The organism is Allobosea eneae (genome assembly GCF_042657265.1).
GTDB classification, from domain to species: domain Bacteria; phylum Pseudomonadota; class Alphaproteobacteria; order Rhizobiales; family Beijerinckiaceae; genus Allobosea; species Allobosea eneae.
In genome coordinates this window covers 26,855-44,731 of the sequence record NZ_JBHSLW010000013.1, presented here as the reverse complement: position 1 = coordinate 44,731, position 17,877 = coordinate 26,855, and the positions used below count along the sequence as shown (strand labels likewise).

15 protein-coding genes and 1 pseudogene are annotated in these 17,877 nt (G+C 62.5%); 10 read left to right on the top strand and 6 right to left on the bottom strand.

Translation table 11 applies throughout. From position 1 onward, the window contains the following. The 6 genes from ACFPOB_RS11415 (at window position 1) to ACFPOB_RS11390 (ending at window position 7,842) form a co-directional block, all read left to right on the top strand. Window positions 1-1,176, top strand: coding sequence for a TniQ family protein (locus ACFPOB_RS11415; RefSeq protein WP_377798387.1), 1,176 nt, complete (start codon window positions 1-3; stop codon window positions 1,174-1,176). Continuing rightward, on the top strand, window positions 1,173-2,744 hold the full coding sequence (locus ACFPOB_RS11410; protein ID WP_377798385.1) for a hypothetical protein: 1,572 nt from the start codon (window positions 1,173-1,175) through the stop codon (window positions 2,742-2,744). The genes ACFPOB_RS11415 and ACFPOB_RS11410 overlap by 4 nt, the downstream gene beginning before the upstream one ends. A 174-nt stretch (window positions 2,745-2,918) precedes the next feature. Next, on the top strand, window positions 2,919-3,287 hold the full coding sequence (locus ACFPOB_RS11405; RefSeq protein WP_377798383.1) for a hypothetical protein: 369 nt from the start codon (window positions 2,919-2,921) through the stop codon (window positions 3,285-3,287). After that, window positions 3,284-5,779: an Hsp70 family protein gene (locus tag ACFPOB_RS11400; RefSeq protein ID WP_377798381.1), complete on the top strand. Its 2,496-nt coding sequence runs from the start codon at window positions 3,284-3,286 to the stop codon at window positions 5,777-5,779. Before ACFPOB_RS11405 ends, ACFPOB_RS11400 begins: the two co-directional genes overlap by 4 nt. A gap of 37 nt (window positions 5,780-5,816) precedes the next feature. Continuing rightward, window positions 5,817-7,181 carry an AAA family ATPase gene (locus ACFPOB_RS11395; protein WP_265057350.1) on the top strand — a complete coding sequence of 455 codons (1,365 nt, stop codon included), beginning with the start codon at window positions 5,817-5,819 and terminating at the stop codon, window positions 7,179-7,181. 16 nt (window positions 7,182-7,197) lie between these two features. After that, the gene (locus ACFPOB_RS11390) at window positions 7,198-7,842 is read left to right on the top strand and encodes a hypothetical protein (RefSeq protein WP_265057349.1); all 645 of its coding nucleotides are present in this window, start codon (window positions 7,198-7,200) and stop codon (window positions 7,840-7,842) included. On the opposite strand, the gene ACFPOB_RS11385 is transcribed toward ACFPOB_RS11390, so the two are convergent. The 3 genes and pseudogenes from ACFPOB_RS11385 to ACFPOB_RS11375 all read right to left on the bottom strand — a co-directional run. Beyond that, the gene (locus tag ACFPOB_RS11385; RefSeq protein ID WP_265057348.1) at window positions 7,843-9,501 is read right to left on the bottom strand and encodes a hypothetical protein; all 1,659 of its coding nucleotides are present in this window, start codon (window positions 9,499-9,501) and stop codon (window positions 7,843-7,845) included. Window positions 9,502-9,657: 156 nt separating this feature from the next. After that, on the bottom strand, window positions 9,658-11,274 hold the full coding sequence (locus ACFPOB_RS11380; RefSeq protein ID WP_377798377.1) for a hypothetical protein: 1,617 nt from the start codon (window positions 11,272-11,274) through the stop codon (window positions 9,658-9,660). Between the two features lie 169 nt (window positions 11,275-11,443). Then, a pseudogene (locus ACFPOB_RS11375) lies at window positions 11,444-11,656 on the bottom strand (ATP-binding protein); the annotation flags it as partial. Window positions 11,657-11,764: 108 nt separating this feature from the next. Between ACFPOB_RS11375 and ACFPOB_RS11370 the strand changes: the two are divergent. From ACFPOB_RS11370 to ACFPOB_RS11360, 3 genes are all read left to right on the top strand, one after another. Continuing rightward, on the top strand, window positions 11,765-13,321 hold the full coding sequence (locus ACFPOB_RS11370; RefSeq protein WP_377798375.1) for a recombinase family protein: 1,557 nt from the start codon (window positions 11,765-11,767) through the stop codon (window positions 13,319-13,321). After that, window positions 13,318-13,770, top strand: a complete 453-nt coding sequence (locus tag ACFPOB_RS11365; RefSeq protein ID WP_377798373.1) for a hypothetical protein — start codon at window positions 13,318-13,320, stop codon at window positions 13,768-13,770. Before ACFPOB_RS11370 ends, ACFPOB_RS11365 begins: the two co-directional genes overlap by 4 nt. Before the next feature lie 173 nt (window positions 13,771-13,943). Then, entirely contained in the window at window positions 13,944-15,485 is a 1,542-nt protein-coding gene (locus tag ACFPOB_RS11360; protein WP_377798372.1) for a type IV secretory system conjugative DNA transfer family protein, read from the top strand. Between the two features lie 16 nt (window positions 15,486-15,501). Here the strand turns inward: ACFPOB_RS11360 and ACFPOB_RS11355 are convergent, their stop codons facing one another. The 3 genes from ACFPOB_RS11355 to ACFPOB_RS11345 are packed head-to-tail and all read right to left on the bottom strand — an operon-like array spanning window position 15,502 to window position 17,225. Beyond that, entirely contained in the window at window positions 15,502-16,041 is a 540-nt protein-coding gene (locus tag ACFPOB_RS11355; RefSeq protein WP_377798370.1) for a hypothetical protein, read from the bottom strand. Further along, the gene (locus ACFPOB_RS11350) at window positions 16,038-16,757 is read right to left on the bottom strand and encodes a P-loop NTPase family protein (RefSeq protein WP_377798368.1); all 720 of its coding nucleotides are present in this window, start codon (window positions 16,755-16,757) and stop codon (window positions 16,038-16,040) included. Before ACFPOB_RS11350 ends, ACFPOB_RS11355 begins: the two co-directional genes overlap by 4 nt. Window positions 16,758-16,763: 6 nt before the next feature. Beyond that, window positions 16,764-17,225 (bottom strand): hypothetical protein, encoded by a 462-nt coding sequence (locus ACFPOB_RS11345; RefSeq protein ID WP_377798367.1) that lies wholly within the window; start codon window positions 17,223-17,225, stop codon window positions 16,764-16,766. Between the two features lie 127 nt (window positions 17,226-17,352). Between ACFPOB_RS11345 and ACFPOB_RS11340 the strand changes: the two genes are divergently transcribed. Continuing rightward, window positions 17,353-17,622, top strand: a complete 270-nt coding sequence (locus tag ACFPOB_RS11340; RefSeq protein ID WP_377798365.1) for an FCD domain-containing protein — start codon at window positions 17,353-17,355, stop codon at window positions 17,620-17,622. The last annotated feature ends 255 nt before the right edge of the window (window positions 17,623-17,877 follow it).

The following is a 17,877-nucleotide window of genomic DNA, read 5'->3' as shown; positions in this document are numbered from 1 at the left end:
ATGAGCGCGAAGCGGCAGCCCCGGACGACGCACTGGACGTTCAAGCTCTCGCCGCTTCCCGACGAGCTGCTGTCGTCCTGGCTGTGCCGCGTCGCCCACGCGCACGGCATGACCCCACACGCCTTCACGACGCTGCACTGGCCCACGGTCGCCGTCTGGACCCGCGACATCGACAGGAGCGCCGCGGACGACTGGCTGGCCGACGTCGCCGAGGCGGCCGGCCTGACCCTGGACGCCGTCCGCGACCTCACGCTGCGGCCGCTCATGGCCATCCTCGCCAAGGGCGGGAACCAGGAGGGTTCCGACCACATGCGCGGGAACTCGCCGCTCGTCCTGTCCGCCGGCGTCTGGCACCGTCGCCGGCTCCTTCCGGCTCTCCAGTTCTGCCCCATCTGCGTCGTGCAGGACGAACCCTACTTCCGGCGGTCCTGGCGGCTCGCCACCTCGGTCGCCTGCACGAGGCACCAGATTCCCCTGCGCGAGCGCTGCACGGCCTGCAGCACGCCCGTCAGCCCGCACCGCGCGCCCGCCGGCCGCATGCTCGAGTGCCACGACTGCGGCCACCGCCTGGACCTCTACGCCAGCGACCGCTCGGGCATGGCACCGCCGACCACGCCGAGCAACGGCGCACGCGGCTTCCTCACGGCCATGGACCTCCAGCGCCGCTTCGAATGCGTGCTGATCGCCGTCAACGACGACGCGGAGACTCCCGCCCCTGCCAAGCCGTTCCATGACGAGGACGCCTTCGCGGTCCTTCGGACCTTGATCAGCGCGACGGTCTCGAAGCCCGCCCACACCAAGCTCCGGGAGGCGCTCGACGACTGCACCCCTCCCTGGCGCGGCATCGAGCACGGAAACCAGTTCGAGAAGATCGGCACGCAGGAGCGCGCCCAGTGGATGGAGACCATCGCCTGCTGGACCGCCGACTGGGCCCGGCGCTTCGCCCACGGCGCGGTGTCGGCCGGGATCACCCAGCGCACATTCGAGCGCCTCGCCAAGCCTGCCGTCCTCGCCAAGGAGATCAAACGGCTCAAGACCGGCGTCCAGCGCAAGCGCAAACCGTGGACCAGCATCCTGCACGACGCGACAATGCGGAAGCTGAAGCGCACCGACCCGGCGGCTTGGCGCCAGCTCAGGGCGGCCCGGATCCTCGCCGGCAAGGCGGTGCCGCCATGATGAGGACGAGGCGCATCACGAAGCCGGCGTTCCCCATCCCCGGCGTGAAGGTCTGCGACGAGTGCGAGCGGCCCAAGAAGATCAAGCGCAACCACGCCGGCAAGTCGTACTGCGACGCCTGCTACAAGCGCGGCTTCACCCACATGCCCTGCGCTGGCTGCGGCGAGGCGTGCGTGGCGAAGCGCGGCACCGTGGTCCCCTACTGCCAGGCGTGCGAGACCGCACATCGGCTCTGCAAGGGATGTGGCCGCCACGTCCCACACGCGGGAATGTACCACGAGGGCGCGGTCGTCTGCCCGTCCTGCGTTCCGAAGTACAAAGCGAAGGCGCCATGTCCGGACTGCGGCAAGCTTACCAGCCGCCTTTCGCGGATCGGCGGCGAAGGCGAGGCCATCTGCGACAGGTGCCGGAACAAACATGACCACGCCACCTGCGGAACCTGCGGGCGATACCGGAAACAGGCCAACGAGGAAGCCGGCAAGCCGATCTGCATCGAATGCTTAGAGGGCACCACACACATCTGCCCGGACTGCCAGCAGGACGTGCCCGGCGGCGGGACGAGCCGATGCCGCGACTGCGCGGCCAGGGCGCGCGGCCGCGTCGCCGTCGCGTCCCATCTCGATGGCTTCAGTCAGGGATGGGTTCGGGAGATCTTCCTCGCCCACTGCGCGGCGGACTTGCTGCGGCAGCCGCGCGGCGACGTCGTCCGACGTGTCGCCGGCGCAGCCGCTTTCTTCACGGCAGTGGATGCGAACATCGCCAACCCCTCGGCTATGTCGGCTGAGGCGCTACTCGGCATTTTCGGGCCGGAACGTTTGCGCCGCGCCTCCACCGCAGCGCGCTTCATCGTAACCTTCATGAAGATCCCGTGGCCCGACCATACCGGCGAGGAATTCGCCGAGCGCGCCAGGATCGACGCCATGCTCAAGGAGATCGCAGACCAATCATGGGCGCCGGATATTTCGGCCTTCCTCGATCATCTGCGATCGCCGGAACGGACCCGAGCACTGCGACCCCAGACCATCCGCATGTATCTCAGGGCCGCCATCGCGCTCATGGAACAGTCCGACCTGCAGTCCGCGGCCGAGGTCGAAGACGGCGACGTGATGAGGTTCTTGCGGCGGACGCGAGGACACGCGAACAGCCTCGCAGCCTTTACAAGTTGGATTGGCACGCCATCGGTGTCGAGCACGCCCAAGCGCCGTGAGCCGAAGAGCCGCGAGACGCGGCTCTTGCAGGAGGGGAGGGCAATCGTTGCGGCCCTGCAGATGGCCAATACCCGCAGCGAGGCGTTGGCCTTGCTGGCTGCCAGTATCGCCAAGCTCCACGGAGTGCCCCTGCAACGAGTCCTGCGACTGCGGGCGGATCAAGTTTCAGGGGGTGAACCGATGCGAATATCCGTCGACGACACCGCAATGGTGCTGGGCGCTCCGCTCGCCGCTGCGATGGCGCGCTGGAACCGAGCCCTTGGCGACACCTTGGTATTCGAGAGCTCCCGCACGGGACGAGCCATGTCGGCGAGCGGCGTCGCCCATCACGTCAAGCTCGCAAGATGCCGCCAATCGTAGCGGAAGAGGCACCGCGTGTTCCACATTTTCACATCAAAAGAGCTTGTAACCGCTGGTTGCAGGTCCACTGCCGCAATATCCTGCCTCCTTAAGATGTGTTGATTCGGGTGTCACGACGTTCCTATTCGTTGTCGGGTGCGGCGTTTGCAAACATCTCACGACATGGAAGAAATAATGGATTCGCGTGAAATCATCAGCCAGAGAGAAGCTTCGCTCTTGGAGCTCGCTTTGGAGAGCTGGCGCTTCCAACGGCTCTTCGGAAGAGCTCTCGCTAAACTTGATCCGCTCGAGGCCGCGCGCTTCACAAATCAACACAGATACTTCGTCGGAAAAATAGAAAGCTGCCTGGCAGACGCTGGAATGCGTTTCGTCAGCCACGAAGGGCAAATTTTCGAAACTGGTACGGCAGCCACTCCACTCAATATTGATGACTTCGAAGCCGAAGATGTCGTCGTTGTCGTAGAAACGATCGAACCCACGGTCATGAACACATCAGGTTTGGTTCGCATGGGTAGTGTAATGTTGAGGAAGGTCAATTCATGAGCACTTACGTCGGCATCGACCTGGGAACCACCAACAGCGCTATCTGCACATTCGGCGGTGAAACGGTCCAAATCTACAAGAGCCCGGAGCAGAACGACGTCACTCCGTCTGCGATCTCGATCGACCGTCGGGGCAACAGGTACGTAGGACAGCGGGCCTATGAGAGTGCCCCACGCAACCCAGACAGCACGGCAGTCCTATTCAAGAGGCTGATGGGAACCTCGACTCCGGTGAACCTTCCGGCGGTCGGCCTCACCATGACGCCGGAGGAATGCTCTGCCGAAATCCTGCGCACTCTCTTCGGCTATCTGCCCGAGGCGATCCGCAACGACCAGGACATCGCCACCGTCATCACCGTACCTGCCGCGTTCAACCAGATGCAAAAGGACGCGACGATGGAGGCCGCTCGCGCTGCCGGCCTTGGCCAGGTGGCTTTGATGCAAGAGCCCGTCGCCGCGGTCATGAGCGTGATGCGGAGTCGGCAGGGAGACGGCATTTTCCTGATCTACGATCTTGGTGGCGGGACACTCGACATCGCCATCGCCCAGAGCATCGGGGGCCGAGTAAGCCTGCTCGGACAGGGCGGGATCGCCATGTGCGGTGGCCGCGACTTCGATCGAGCGATCGTGGACAATCTCGTCATGCCTTGGCTGGCGGAGCAGTTCGACCTGCCGGAGAACTTCCTGGCAGCGCCCGAGTACAAGCTGCTGCGTCGCGTCGCCGACCGGGCCGTCGAGAAGGCCAAGATCGAACTCTCCAGCCGAGAAACCGCGGTCATCAGTGCCACCGAGAGCGAATGCGGCTGCCGGGATCTGGCTGGAAATGAAATTTACCTGGACGTGAACGTCACCCGCGACCAACTCGGATCGTTGATTGACGGCAAAATCCGCGAGAGCGTTACGGCGGCCCGAGAGACGATCGAGCACGCCGGTCTCACGCCGCACGACATCGAGCGCATCGTGTTCGTTGGAGGTCCGACGCAGTACAAGCCGTTGCGTGATCGCGTGGCCTTCGAGCTGGGGATCGCCGCTTCGACAGACGTCAACCCAATGACCGCCGTGGCGGCTGGCGCAGCCGTTTTCGCCGAAGCCATTGACTGGAGCACCCACAGCAGGTCCCGCAAGAGCGCGCGAGGCACGGTAAGCGTCGGGACGAGTATCGACCTCACGGTCAACTACGCGTCGCGCACTCCGGACAATAAGGCGAAGATTGCCCTGAAGCTGGGTAGCCCCGTCGTTCCGGGCTCGGCCTTCCAGATCGACAGCCTCGATACCGGATGGTCTTCCGGACGCGCCGAAATCAAGAATGGATCGATTCTTGAGGTTCCGCTGGCCAAGCCCGGCGACAACGCGTTCAAGCTTTTCGTGTTCGATCCGTCGGGCGGTCCGCTGTCCCTCGCACAGGATCGTATCGTGATCACTCGCACGGCTGCGACGGTCGACGCCGTCCCGGCCTCGCACTCGATCGGCGTCGAGGTTCGCGACGCCTTGGGCGATCTGCCGAAGCTCTTCTACCTGGTGAGGGCTGGAGATCAGCTGCCGGCGAGGGGCGTGGAACGATTCAAGGCGACGGAATCGTTACGTGCCGGCGCGCCGGGCTCGATCAAGTTCAAGGTGTGGGAGGGCGACATCGCGCATCCGGTGTCCGACAACACCTTCGTCGGCCTCTTCGAGATCACCGGAAACGATTTCGTCGACGGCGTCATCCCAGCAGGGGCCGACCTGATGCTCACCTACGAGATCGGATACGGGGGAAACATCGACCTTCAGATCGAAGTCCCGTCCATCGGTGGCTCGTTCAACAACACGAAGAACTTCTATTCCCGCGAGGGCGGCCTCACCGACTTCTCGCAGGCATCCAAGCGCATCCATGAGGACGCGACCAAGACCGCGGGTCAGCTGGCGGAGATCGCTGCGAAGGTGGACGACCCTGCACTCGCAGATGCAAGGGAGAAGCTGGAGCGGGCCAACGCCATCGCATTGAACGAGAGCGATCCCGAGGTTGCTAAGCAGGCCATGGACGATGTCCAGAAGGCGAAGAGCCTTCTCGCGGCAGCCAGGAAGGCGAATTTCAAAGTCATCCGACGAATGGATCTCGACCGTGTCGTCGAGTTATTCAATAATGCAGCGAGAAGCTTGGCGAAGCCAAACGAAGTAACGGCTTTCGAAGCGCTTCAAGCCGCGACGGAGAGGCTGATCGGGACGCCTGGGCAGGCATTCGACGCCAACATCCAGGACTTGAACGGCAAGATTTTCAGCATCCTTCGTCGCCAGGATTGGTTCACGGTCGATCGCTTCAACTGGTACGTCGAGGCGCCTTACCTCTTTGCCGACGCCAAGGTCTACGAGCACCTCATCACGAAAGGCCGCAAGGCGATCGCCAACAACGACGTCGAAGCATTGCGCGAAGTGCTCAACCACCTCGATCGCCAGAGGATCACCTCGCCGGACGCGGACGACCTCATCGCCGCAACGAACATCGTCAAGGGCTGAAATGTCCTCGGATCCCTGGCTCCCCATCGGACATTCATTGACGGGCACGGTCAAAGTCGGCCGCGTCCTCTCGTCCGGCATCGACTGGCAGATCGTCCAGACCAACGAAAGGGGGCGAGCGCTCCTCATGCGGGGCGCTACGCTTCAACGATGGTTCGACACCGGGCTGCTGACCGAAGACGTCTGTGTGGAAGTTCGCTACGGCACCTCCGCTTGGCATGCCGTCGTTAGCGGGGCTGGGTCGACGCTCGCGAAGCTGGACAGATCTCCGGCCCCAAACGACAAGAGCGAGGCATTGGCATTCGCGAGTTCGATCCGCGAGACACGAAAGTTGGACACCACGACGTCATTGCAGAACGGCCTCTACGTCGAGCGGCTGTCGAGGGTGTTGCCAACCTACGAGGCGGATGCCGACGCTGACGACGACCTGGTGCTGGGATCATGGTTGACGGGCGGTCTCAGGGTTTCGGTCACGCCTATGGCAAAGATGCAGAACCTACTGTCCTGGCTGCCGGCGGAAGGAGTGGCAGATGTCGTCCGCACTGCCGGACTGACCCCTGTTGGCATGGTGGCCGTTACCACCCCGGGGCAGAACACCCCATCCGGTGCGCTTCGCAACCAAGATGGTGGCAGCGAAGGGCGCTTCAGGCTTCCCGGTCGCTCGACCCTGGAAGAATTCTTCAACGACCACGTTGTCGACGTTGTCCAGAATCGCCAGCACTACGAAGCGTTGGGTATAGGAAATCCTGCTGCCATCATTCTGGAAGGCCCGCCGGGCTGCGGCAAGACGGTCGCCGTCGAACGACTCGTCGCCTTCCTGGGCTGGCCGCAGTTCGGCGTCGAGGCGAACAGCATCGGCAGCCCTTACATCCATGAAACCGGACGCAAGGTGGCGCAGCTCTTCCAAGCCGCTATCGACGCAGCGCCCTCCGTCGTCGTGATCGACGAGATGGACGCGTTCCTAGCCGCGCGGGGTTCCGGGGAATCCGGCCAGCACCGCGTGGAGGAAGTCGCCGAATTCCTGAGGATTATCCCGTCGGCAATCAAGGCGGGGGTAATGATCATCGGCATGACCAATCGGCTCGATGCGATCGATCCCGCCATCCTGCGGCGAGGACGCTTCGACCATGTCATCAAAGTCGACTTTGCGAACGGCGCGGAGATGCTCGACCTACTGTCGAGCTTGCTCGACGGGGTGCCTCTCGCCGATGACGTGCGACTGGACAGCTATGCCGAAAGGCTTGCTGGTAGACCTCTCTCCGACACGGCATTCGTGGTGCGCGAAGGCGCACGGCTTGCTGCGAAAGCTCGAAGAAACGAAGTCGATCGCGAGAGCCTAGAAGCCGCACTCAAGACTCTTCCGCCTATCGGCGAAGTGAAAAATAGGGTCGGCTTCCTATGAGTAATGGAGATCGGACTTGACCGACATTCACCAGCAATCGGCCGCAGCCAAAGGCTTTGCTGGCTTGACCTATTTGGCTTCCACGCTTTCCGCCGAGCCGATCGTCAAGCCCGCACCGATACCTCCGCGCACGGATCCGATCAGGGTCAGGCCAGAAGACGAGCCATTCGTCCCCGATGCTCAGAAGCCCGGGTTCTGGACCGGCAGCAGGAAGACCTGGGCAGTGGTCATAGCAGGCATCTGCTTGATCGCCTTCTTCAACTCGAACGCATCCAAGCAGAGCTACTCCGGGGCGAATTACGCGCCTCCGTCGACACCCGCCACGCGTCCTTCCAATCCGCCGCCGAGGCCCGCGCCAGCACCAACGCAAACATCCGAGCCAATGAAGATTCCTACTGGCGGCCTGAACCAGACGCTATCCCAAGGCGAAATTAAATACTGCTTAGCTGGAAAGATCAGAATTGAGGCAATGCGAGAGATACTTGACAATACAAGCGATAATCACATCACGAATTTCAATTTTCATGTTCGAGAATTTAACTCGCGATGCTCTAACTATCAATATCGCCAGTCCGATATGATCAGAGCACAGACCGAGATCGAGGACATGCGCGCAGCCTTAAGGGCGCATGCCGTCGAGCAAGTCCGGGGATGGCATTGATCAATCGAAGAGGGTCGATACACGATCCCTCCCGGTCTTGAAGAACGCAGAAATCATGTTCTCTAAGACCGGGACATTCTCGTCGTTCTGATATGATAGACCGACGTAGACCTTTTTGTCAGTGCGCGAGCCGATGAAGAAGTTGCCGTCTTGGCTCCAGATGTTGACTTCCCTCCAGGTCAGGCTGACCGGTTCGTTGACACCAAACACCTTGTGCCGGAGGAGCGTCACGCCGTCGTCGCGAACGATCGCCTGGCCGAACCGTATCGCTGCGCCTGCTTTCAGCTCCTTGACGGTCTGCACTAGCAGGCGAACGCCGACCGCTCGCCAGATGCGGTCGACCATGTTGGCATAGATCTCGCTCTTCCGGGTGTCGATCGTGAAGGACGATCGGTCGTCGCCCACGGCGATCATGAACGCCGTCCCCGTCGGGATTCCGTTGATGGAATGGCGGGTCCCGCCCCAACGGATGCGCGTCACCGCCTCCAGCGCGATATGATTGTTCTTCCAGGAAATGCCGGCAGGGGAGATACTCACCTTGTCCTTGAACATCGCGCCGATCTCGGCGCTGTAGGTGATAGCGCGAAGGAACTCCTGCTCATCCTCCTCGGACTTGCGTTTTCCCTCCTCCGCCGCCTTCAGATAGGCAATGTCGGTAGAGAGATGTTCCGCGACCGCATCGGAGAGTGCGAAGTTATCGTTCAGGAACTTCGTGATGCGGGACGGGGTGTCAAGAAACCCGAAATCGTTATGGAGCGAGATCGAGAGGCTTCGGATCTCGATGGCGAAATTTCGGGTGGGCGCGTGATCGATCCCATTGGCCTTGCTGACGATCTGGACAGGCCCCACAACGTTGTTGAAATTGATCGCTACCTTCTTGATTTCCTCGATGACCGGCGCAACCGACGCCTCTCCTTGCGACGCAAGAGCCAGAGCACGTGCGTTAAGTGCCTCAATGTTCTTCAGCTCGGCCTCCATGAAGCCTTGCAACGCAAACTCGTAGAACGCGACAACCTCCTGAACGAAGGCTGGCGCATGCTCGTTACCCTCCCTTGTCCCTCTTTGCACGACCGCATCGACGACCTTCACGAGGGTCCGACTGGGCAGACGATCCAGAACGTCATTACAAACCTTTCGATACTCAGCTTTCCTGAGTTCGAATTCCTCCAGGATCAAGTTCTCGTCGCGGACGGGAGGGAAGCCCGCGACTGAACGGTCCTCGTTGATGTCCCGCAAGACCGCATCAAGATCGACGTCCTCCACAGCCAAGGCTAGCCGGTAGAAGATCGTGGCCGCCTCTTGTGACACGACCTGATCGGACATCGCTTGCGCAGTCGCCGATAGCACGTTGGCCCGAGCGAGAGGCGGCAGGTCCAAGGGCACATCAACCGCGGTCTTACCTGAGAGGCTGTCGACAATCGCGGCAGCCCTTCCCGGAGCGACACCAGGGAACCATCCCATTTCCGCGGCGAGCCGTGCCCGAATGTTCAGTAACGCGGACTGTGCCTTCTGAACTCCGTCGCCGTCGACGATCAAAGAACGCTCATCAGCCAGTTCGATGAGGCGGCCTCGGCCATCCCTCGTCGTCGCCCCCAGCACAGCGAAAGAATTCGCCTGGAGCGATGACGTGCGCGGTGCCTCTTGCTCTACCATACTCATCGGTCACAGCGCCCCTGACAGGTCAAAAACCAAATCGGAAAATTACTTCATAGTCACCGATTCGGCATCTGCAGAGCATTTTACCACACGGGGGATGCGCCGTTAACGTGACCTGATTCGGATGCGCATCAAACTGCTGTGCCGGCTTCGCAATCTTCAGGGCAAGCCCGTCAGAAGGGCAATTGCCCTCGTAGCAGTGGCACGACCACCTGCCGAAGTGCCATGTCGAAAAGCCGCTGCGCCACGAAGGCCGACTGCGCTCGCGAGCGCAGTCGGATCACCCCAGATTCCGCGCGTATCGACGGCGTGACCGAGCAAGCGACGGATGGAGGCGGACGCTCCACTGGACCCTATGCCGAACGCTAGCGATCGGAAGGCCTCGCCAGGACGTGGTTCGATCTCAATCCAGTAGACAATCCGCCCACTGCTCAAAACGATCTCGCCCACCATCGCGGAACGGACGATACCCCGCTTCCGGTCGACATAGCGCCAGCGCCCCGATCGCCCGGGCGCCGACATCCCGAAGGACCAGACTTCGCGCGCCCCCACCTGTCTTGGGCGCCCCGGCTCCGGCAGAGTGCGCCAGGATCGGATATCGCCGCTGGCAGCCAATTGGTCGAACATCGCAGCGGTACCTTCGAAGCGGCCGCAGGCCGGCAGGCGAACCGCTTGCACGACCGACGCCTGTGTCACTGCGGCGCTCGGTGCGGGCGCACCAACGGCGGTCGCGGAGGCGACGAAGTTCGGCTTCGGGATCGGGCTGCGGCCAGGGCGCGGACGCGCCTCGCCGACGACCATCTCGGGAATGGGGGCACCGTACCAGACAGCGTCGGCGGTCCCCTTCGCCGTTTCGCCCATCTGCGCCGGAGCCTCGCCCGAGACGACGTCAACGGGCTCGTCCCGATCATAGGGCAGCGCGAGGACATCGATAGTGTAGGACCTTTGAGCGGCATCATCTCCGAGGTCCTCGAGCGGCCCAGGCTCGACCAGCGTGACGCCTTGCCGATGCGGCCATTGCGCTTGGGTGACCTCGACGACGAGGTATTTCCCCGGGTGGAGCTTGAGGCACCTCGCTTCGAAGCGCAGCCTGCAGCCATCGAAGGGCAACGCCGCCGAGATCCGTCCGCCCTGGGCGACCGCGGTCGCATGGAGCATGTTGGACGCCCTGGCGCCGACGGGATTGAATACCTGCATCAGGCTTGCGACCGATGAGACCCATTCCTTGCGCAGCTGCTTCCCTCGCGCCACGACGCGCCAGTTGCCGTGCTCGTCCACGTTTGAAGCGTCGAGGTCCACCAGCTTGGCGAGTCCGATGTCCCAAGGTTCGGAGAAGGCCAAGGTCGCGATGTCGGAATGCATCGCGATGAATGCGCGGACTACTTCGGAAGCCGGGATCACTGCGATCCCGTGATCGAACTGGCTCTGGAGGACGGCACAGAAGGAGTCAGGTCGGATGACCCGAGGATACGCCGCAGCCGAGATGACATCGTACTTCGACGAGCTCCACCAGGACGGTCGGCTGATCGGAGTGGGCTCTTGATTGGCCGCGAAGAGACCCACCCAGTCGCTGGGCAGATCGAAGTCGAAGGCGCGCTCTTCGGCCTCCAGCCGGCCCACCCAGACACCGTCTTCGAAGATCGTACCGATGACCAGGCCGGCGATCATACCGATCGCGACCTCGATAACCTGGCAGCCCGTGGCGTCCTTGGCGAGATCGGCCAGCTTGACCGTTCCGGCCGGCGACGGCGGCACCGGTCCGAGGACGACCTTCACCGTTGGCGTGCCTGGCGTCACGGAGATGATCGAGACGCTGTCGATCCAACGGACCCACCAGACCCCGGAAGGAAAGGCGGATAAGCGATGAACGCGATCGTCAGACATCTGCGGCCTCGAATGAGTCGCAGAATTAGTGACTGAGTCTCGTTAATAATGAGGATTCACACCCGCCACCGACCAGCGCCGCCATCGAGGCGGAATGATGCGGTGCGCGGAAGGGGCGCCGGTCGGTCAGCTCCCCATCGGCGAGATGGCCGGCGACCGAGAGCACCATCGAAACCTCGAGCAATTCGCGCGGATCGAGCGGCGGCAGGATCGAAGGCAGCCGGCTCGCCAGCATCGACTTGCCGGCGCCGGGCGGCCCGTTCATCAAGATGTCAGATGCATTATTGTCATTGCCAGTTAGGGACTTGTTTGGACGGGCTTGGCAATGTCGGTTGGTATGGCGAGAACGAAAGCACGAGCGCAAGCGACAGCGGAGCAGGTGGTGGCCTACTCCTATGTGCGATTTTCGACACCGGAGCAGGCACGGGGCGAGAGTTTCAGACGCCAGATTGAATCAGCGCGGGCTTACGCGGCCACCCACAATCTCGCTCTCGACGAGAGCTTTCGAGACGAAGGCGTATCGGCCTTCAAAGGCAAGCACCGCGACGAGCGGGCGGCGCTCGGCGCGTTTCTGAGGCGTGTCGAGAGCGGCGATGTCCGTCCCGGTTCCTATCTCCTTGTCGAGAGCCTTGATCGCCTGTCACGCGAAGAGGTGCTGGATGCGCTGGAGCTGTTTCTCGGGCTCACCCGCAACGGCATCGTGATCGTGACGCTTGCCGACCAGCGTGTCTATTCGCGACAGAGCCTGCGCGAGGATCAGACGCAGTTGCTGATCAGCATCGTGGTGATGTCGCGAGCGCATGAGGAAAGCGCGCTCAAATCGAAACGGGTTTCCGATGCCTGGGCAGCCAAGCGCCTGCGGGCTGCTGAGAACCAGCAGGCGATGACCGGTCGTTGTCCGGGTTGGCTCGAACTCGTCGGCGGCCCCAAATCAGGCAGATTCATCGAGATTCCTCACCGCGCCGAAATCGTCCGGTCGATGTTTGCCGACACCATCGCCGGGCTGGGGCGCCGGTCGATTCAGAAGCGCTTGAACGATGCCAAGGAGGAAACCTGGGGCCAGGGGCGGAAGAAGGCGGGGTACTGGCACGACAGCTACATCGCCAAGATTCTGTCTAACCCAGCGACGTTCGGGCGTTATGTTCCGCGTGGGAAGCTTGCTGGTGGTTCGGACGCCACTGCTGAAGCGCCGATCGACGGCTATTTCCCGGCGATCATCAGCGAAGAGACCTATTGGGCCGCGCAGGCGGCGTCGAAGGCACGGGGTTTCGGCAAAGGCAAGCCGGGACAGCGCAAAAATCTGCTCTCCGGCCTCGTCCGTTGCGAAGCCTGCGGCAGCACCATGGTGTTCCTCAACAAGTCGCTGGTCGGTGGCGGCTACAAGCTTCGCTGCGGCCGCGCCCATGCCAGCGCAGGATGCGATCACCGCACCATGTACGACTACAAGCGCGTTGAGTTGTCGACGGTGTTCGGGCTCGGCCAGCGCCGCAAGGCGCTGATCGACGCGGCCTCGGATCGCCAGAGCCAGGCACAACTGGCACTTTCAGCAGCCCAGGCCCGGCGGGAAGACCTTCAGCGCCAGCTCGATAATCTCATTCAACTCGTTCAGAGTTCAGGCGGGGCGAGCCGCGTCGGCCGTCAGGTTCAGGCTCTCGAAGCTGAACTTGACGCCGCCGACAGGGAGGTGGTCGAGCTTGACCGCGCTCACAAGCAGACCCGTCCGACCGACATCGACGCGGCTGCCGCCGATATCCAGAAGGTCTACAACAGCCTCGGTGCTGAGCCGGAGAATGCCGATCTGCGAGCGGCCTTCCAACAGCGGCTGAAGCTCTTGGTCGACCATGCCGTGCTCGGGCCTTCCGGCATCGTCGTGACCCATACCGATGGTTCCGTCTCGCGAACGGTGTTCGCTGGAGACAAGCGTGAGCAGAAGAGATGATTATTATCAAACATCAAACTGATTTAAGATCAGCTCTTAGGATTTTACGAGAAGATTTTATCTGGCAAGACTATTCTCTTCCTGCTGAGAAAGGTGCTAATTTTTTTGATACTGATAGAATGATCTTGGGCCAAATCACGAAAAAGGGCGTGGTCATTACCTTTGAGTGGCATGGGCAAGTTATCGAGTTTGATAATAATATTGAATATTTTGAGGATAATTTACTCTATGTTATTGAATATCATCGTCTTTTTATAAGGAGAAATTCTAGTAATAATTTAATTATGACCGATTTTCACATCGATTCGGACGCGTATTTAGGCTATTTCCGGAGCAATATTCAATATTACTTCAAGAATATTTATCGAATTTACCATGGCCGCCTTTTTTCGAAGAGACTAAGAAGTCCATTTCGCGTTCAAGAGCGGGCGGTCAGTGCTCGGCCATGAATTAGATTCACCGCTCAAATTGGCTGCTTCCTATGATCGAACCTGACGTGCCAGCACGAATTGTCTTAGCCTCGGCGATCTCCTTACTAGTCGCGCTATTGGCTTTTCCCATCGCGTTCTTGCTGGCGCATGGGTTCCTACCGGATGGCTGGCCGGCGGGACAAATTGATCCCTTGCGATGGTTCGGCGCGATTCTCAATGGCGAGTTCCCCGCGATTGGCGTTTTCCTGCTCGACCTCGTGCGGGGCCGTGTCGATGCGCTGCCCTATGGTGGCGCCGTCGCCGGCTGGGCGGCAGTCGCCCTGATTGTCGGAAGCTCGGCCCTGATCGTCTCCGGCGGCCGGCGCGTCCCACTGCGGGATGCTTCGAACCAATTCGGCAGCGCGCGCTGGGCGCCGGCGCGTGTGCTGAAAGGAATGCGCAAGGGGCTGGAACTCGGGCTCGATCCCGACACCGGCCGTGCGGTGCGCGTCCGGGTGGAAGGCAATCTCGTCAGCATCGCGCCGCCGCGCTCCGGCAAGACCGGGTTGCTGCTCGTCAATCTTGCTGTTCCCGAAGAGGGCGCCTGGACGGGGCCTGCGGTCGTGATCGACCCGAAGGGATCGGCCTATCTCGCCATGCGAAAACGCCGCGAGGCGCTGGGGCGGACCGTGCGTTGCATCGACCCGCTCGGGATCGTTGGCGGCACGGATCGCTGGAACCCGCTGCTCCATGTCGATCGCACCGACACGACCGCGCTGATGAGCATGGCCCGCGCCCTGTTGCCCGCTCCCAAAAGCAGTTCTGGGGCGGGAAGTTATTTCCGCGACCGCGCCAGCGTCATGATCGCCGCCGCGATCTTCGTGACGTTGCGCGATGACCGTGCCGATATCGGCGCCGCCGCCAGCATCATGCAGAATGTCGACACCTTCGCGCGAGCGCTGACTGGCGGCCAAACGCCTCTTGAACTGGAAGCGGCATCGATCCTCGCCACGGAACCGCGCGTGCGCGACCCGATCCTGTCGACGGCGGGACAAGGATTGCAATTCCTGCTCGATCAGCGGCTGCGTGCCGTGATGACCGATCACACGCTTGATCTGGTCGACCTGACGCGCGGTGACACCGACCTGTTCATCGTGACGCCGGCCGATGAGCGGCGCGAGATCACGGCGCCCTATCTGCGCTGGCTGCTATCTGATCTCTTCGTCACGATCCGCAAGCATCGCCCGGCGAAGCGGGTGATGATCTTCATCGACGAGGCTTTTGTCCTCGGCCGCTTCGACGCGATCCTGAAGGGCGTCGGCGAACTGCCGGGCTATGGCGCGAGCATCTGGACCTTCTGGCAAAGCAGCGCCCAGCTTCGCGAAGCCTATGGCGAGGACGGCGCGCGCACGATTATGGAAACGGCCGAAATCGTATCGGTATTCAATGTTCCCCGCCATAGTGGCGACGAAGCCGAACACTGGTCACGAGCGCTCGGCTCTTTCACGACTGTAGCAGTCTCCCGCAGCCCTGGCCCGAACGGCAAGCCCCAGGAGACGCGCAGCGCAGCGGCGCAGCGTCTGGCGACGCCCGATCAGATGGCCGAGTTGACCCGAACAAATGCGATCGTCTTCCTGACGGGAGCTGATCACACGAGCGACCCGATTCTCGTCAAGAAGACCCTGCCGCATCGCGATCCGCGCTTCGCCGGCATGGCGAATTGGCAAAAGCCGGTCGGCGCGATCGATACGTAACGTTTCGGCTGGTGGATCAGCGCGTCGGAGCGGCCAGCAATTCCAAAGGTACTTGCGCTCGCGCATAACCTTCCCGCGCCTGCCAGACCCGGATCGTTGCCTCTCGCTGATCGCGTCCGGTCACGACAACCGCCTGACCACGCGCCAAAGGCAGCCAGCCGACACTGCCATTCGACAGAATGGCCCGAACCTCGGTCGAGCGCGTCATGATCGCGCGCTGCCCGCCACTTCGGGCGGCAGCGACGCTGGCGCCCGCCCCCACGATCAAGATCGCAGCCACCTTCCAGTTCAGCAGCGCAGAAAAATCACGGCCGGTCAGCGGCGCCTTCGGCTTGGGAGCAGAACGCTTCTTCTCCGCAAGCAGGGGCGCCAGCGAGCGCCGCAACTGTTCGCGCTCGGCCGGCTCCAGGGCCGGATCGTTCAAGGCTTCAAGGCGCGCATGCGCAGGCTGGCGCAGCAGTTCGGCGAGACGATCTCGACTCGCGGCTGCTACATCCGCCTGAGCGGCATTGGCAGCACGTCGCGCATCTGCCAGCCGGTCCCCCGGCTTGCTCATCTGACGAGCCATTCGGCGGCGGGCCTGACGGCTTCCATCGCTTCCAGCCGGAAGCGGGCAAGGTCTCGGCGGATGCGCGATCCAAGGGCAAGCCCGTGCCTGTCATTGAGCTTGCCTGCATCCAGCTTCGGAATGCTGGCGAGACCGCCGGCCTGATAGAGAGCAACGGCCTGCTCTTCCATGACGTGTTCAGCGAGCGCGGTCAGGGTGGCGCCATCGGCGATCTTGGCGAGCACCTTGCCATCGACCTCGCCGCGAACCCGGTTCTCGATCAGGAAGCGGGCCGAGGCGAAAGGTTTCGCGATCTGCATGAGGCGCGGCGCCTCGGCGAGCGCTCCGGCTTCCGCCGTGGCGATGACGACGATGCCGATCTCGACCTTCGCCTCCTTGAGGTCCGGCGCGAGATCAGCGAGCAGCGCCAGCAGCGAGGCCGAGGTATTGGCACCGACATCGACGATGGTTGGCAAGCTCGCCTGCGTCATCGCGGAAATCAAGCCATCGAACTCGGCACGCGCCGCACGGCCACCGCTCTTCTCGATCGCAGCGCGGTCGGCTCGCATCGGGAAGAAGGCGGCACGACCTTCCAGCTCGATCAGCCGGCGACTGGCATCAACCTCGATCACCGGCGCTTCCGGCACGGCCTCGGCGAGGGCGCGGGAGATCAGCGACTTGCCGACGCCGCCCTTTTCCTGAGTGACGAGCAGAATGCGAGCCATAGGCAGTCAGTCCTTCTTGAGCAGGTCCTGGAGTGAAGCGAGCTGATCGCGCCGCAGGTCTTCCTCGGTGCGAGCAGGGTCGGAGGGACGCGACTCCGGCTTGACGAGATCGGACGCGAGCCCGAGCTTACGCGCCGGTGGCAACCGCAGGTCCGGACGGGCTTGTCGCTGCTCGGCTTTCGCCTCACGCTGCTGCCGCTGGCGGCGAACGCTGGCGATCAGGGCGGTGAGCTGTCGTCCGGTCAGCGCCTCGCCATCACCGCGCCGGATACCCTGTGCCGACAGGCCGGCCGCGATATCGACCCAGCTCGCCCCGGCGGCGTGCAAGGCCTCCAGCTGGGAAAGGTTGTCCCGCACGACCGCCATCGCACCCGAAGCAGGGCGCCCACCGGGACCAACGCCCTCGGGGCGGTCACGGCGTCGGCGATCGAGGTCGCGAGAAAGCTTGGCGAGATCGAGCTTCGGCACGATCTTCCCATAGCACGCGGGGGATTGCGGGAAGATCAACCGGACCCATCGAATGCGATGGAGCACAACAAGGGGCTGTTAAGGGCCGCAAGGGGCAATAGCAGAGGCAACTGAAAGGCAACAGATTGTGGGTTATCACAGCGCACTCATCGCCAAATGTGGCTCACGCCGGCTGATCAACCTGTCCGATCAGCTCCATGTCGAGACCCAGCGCTATCGCCTGCCAGCGCTCGCGGGAAAGATGCCGACGGGCACGCGCGACGTCGCGTTCGAACATCGGCAGATCATGGACGCGGCTCTCGCGAGAGATGCCGACACGGCCCAGGCTCTTCTTGCCGCGCATTATCGGAGGACGGCGGAGCTAATCGAGGCGCAGATGTCGCCTCGATCAGGCTGATGCCTTTCCAAGCGAGCCGGAGCGCCACCTGCGGTGATGGGCGGATCCATCAACTCTGTCTGGAAACGGCCTGCAGCATTGCAAGTCGATGACGCAGTCGCTCGACGGGCTTCCAGCTCTGCAAAGAGTTTCTAACTGGCTGCTTGGCGCACGACCCAGAGTCCGGTTTACTGGCGAAGGCTAGCGCGTGCTTGTGGCGCTTTGCGTGAATGGCGCGGGCGCCGGGGGCGACCGGCCGCAAGCGTAGACGACCTC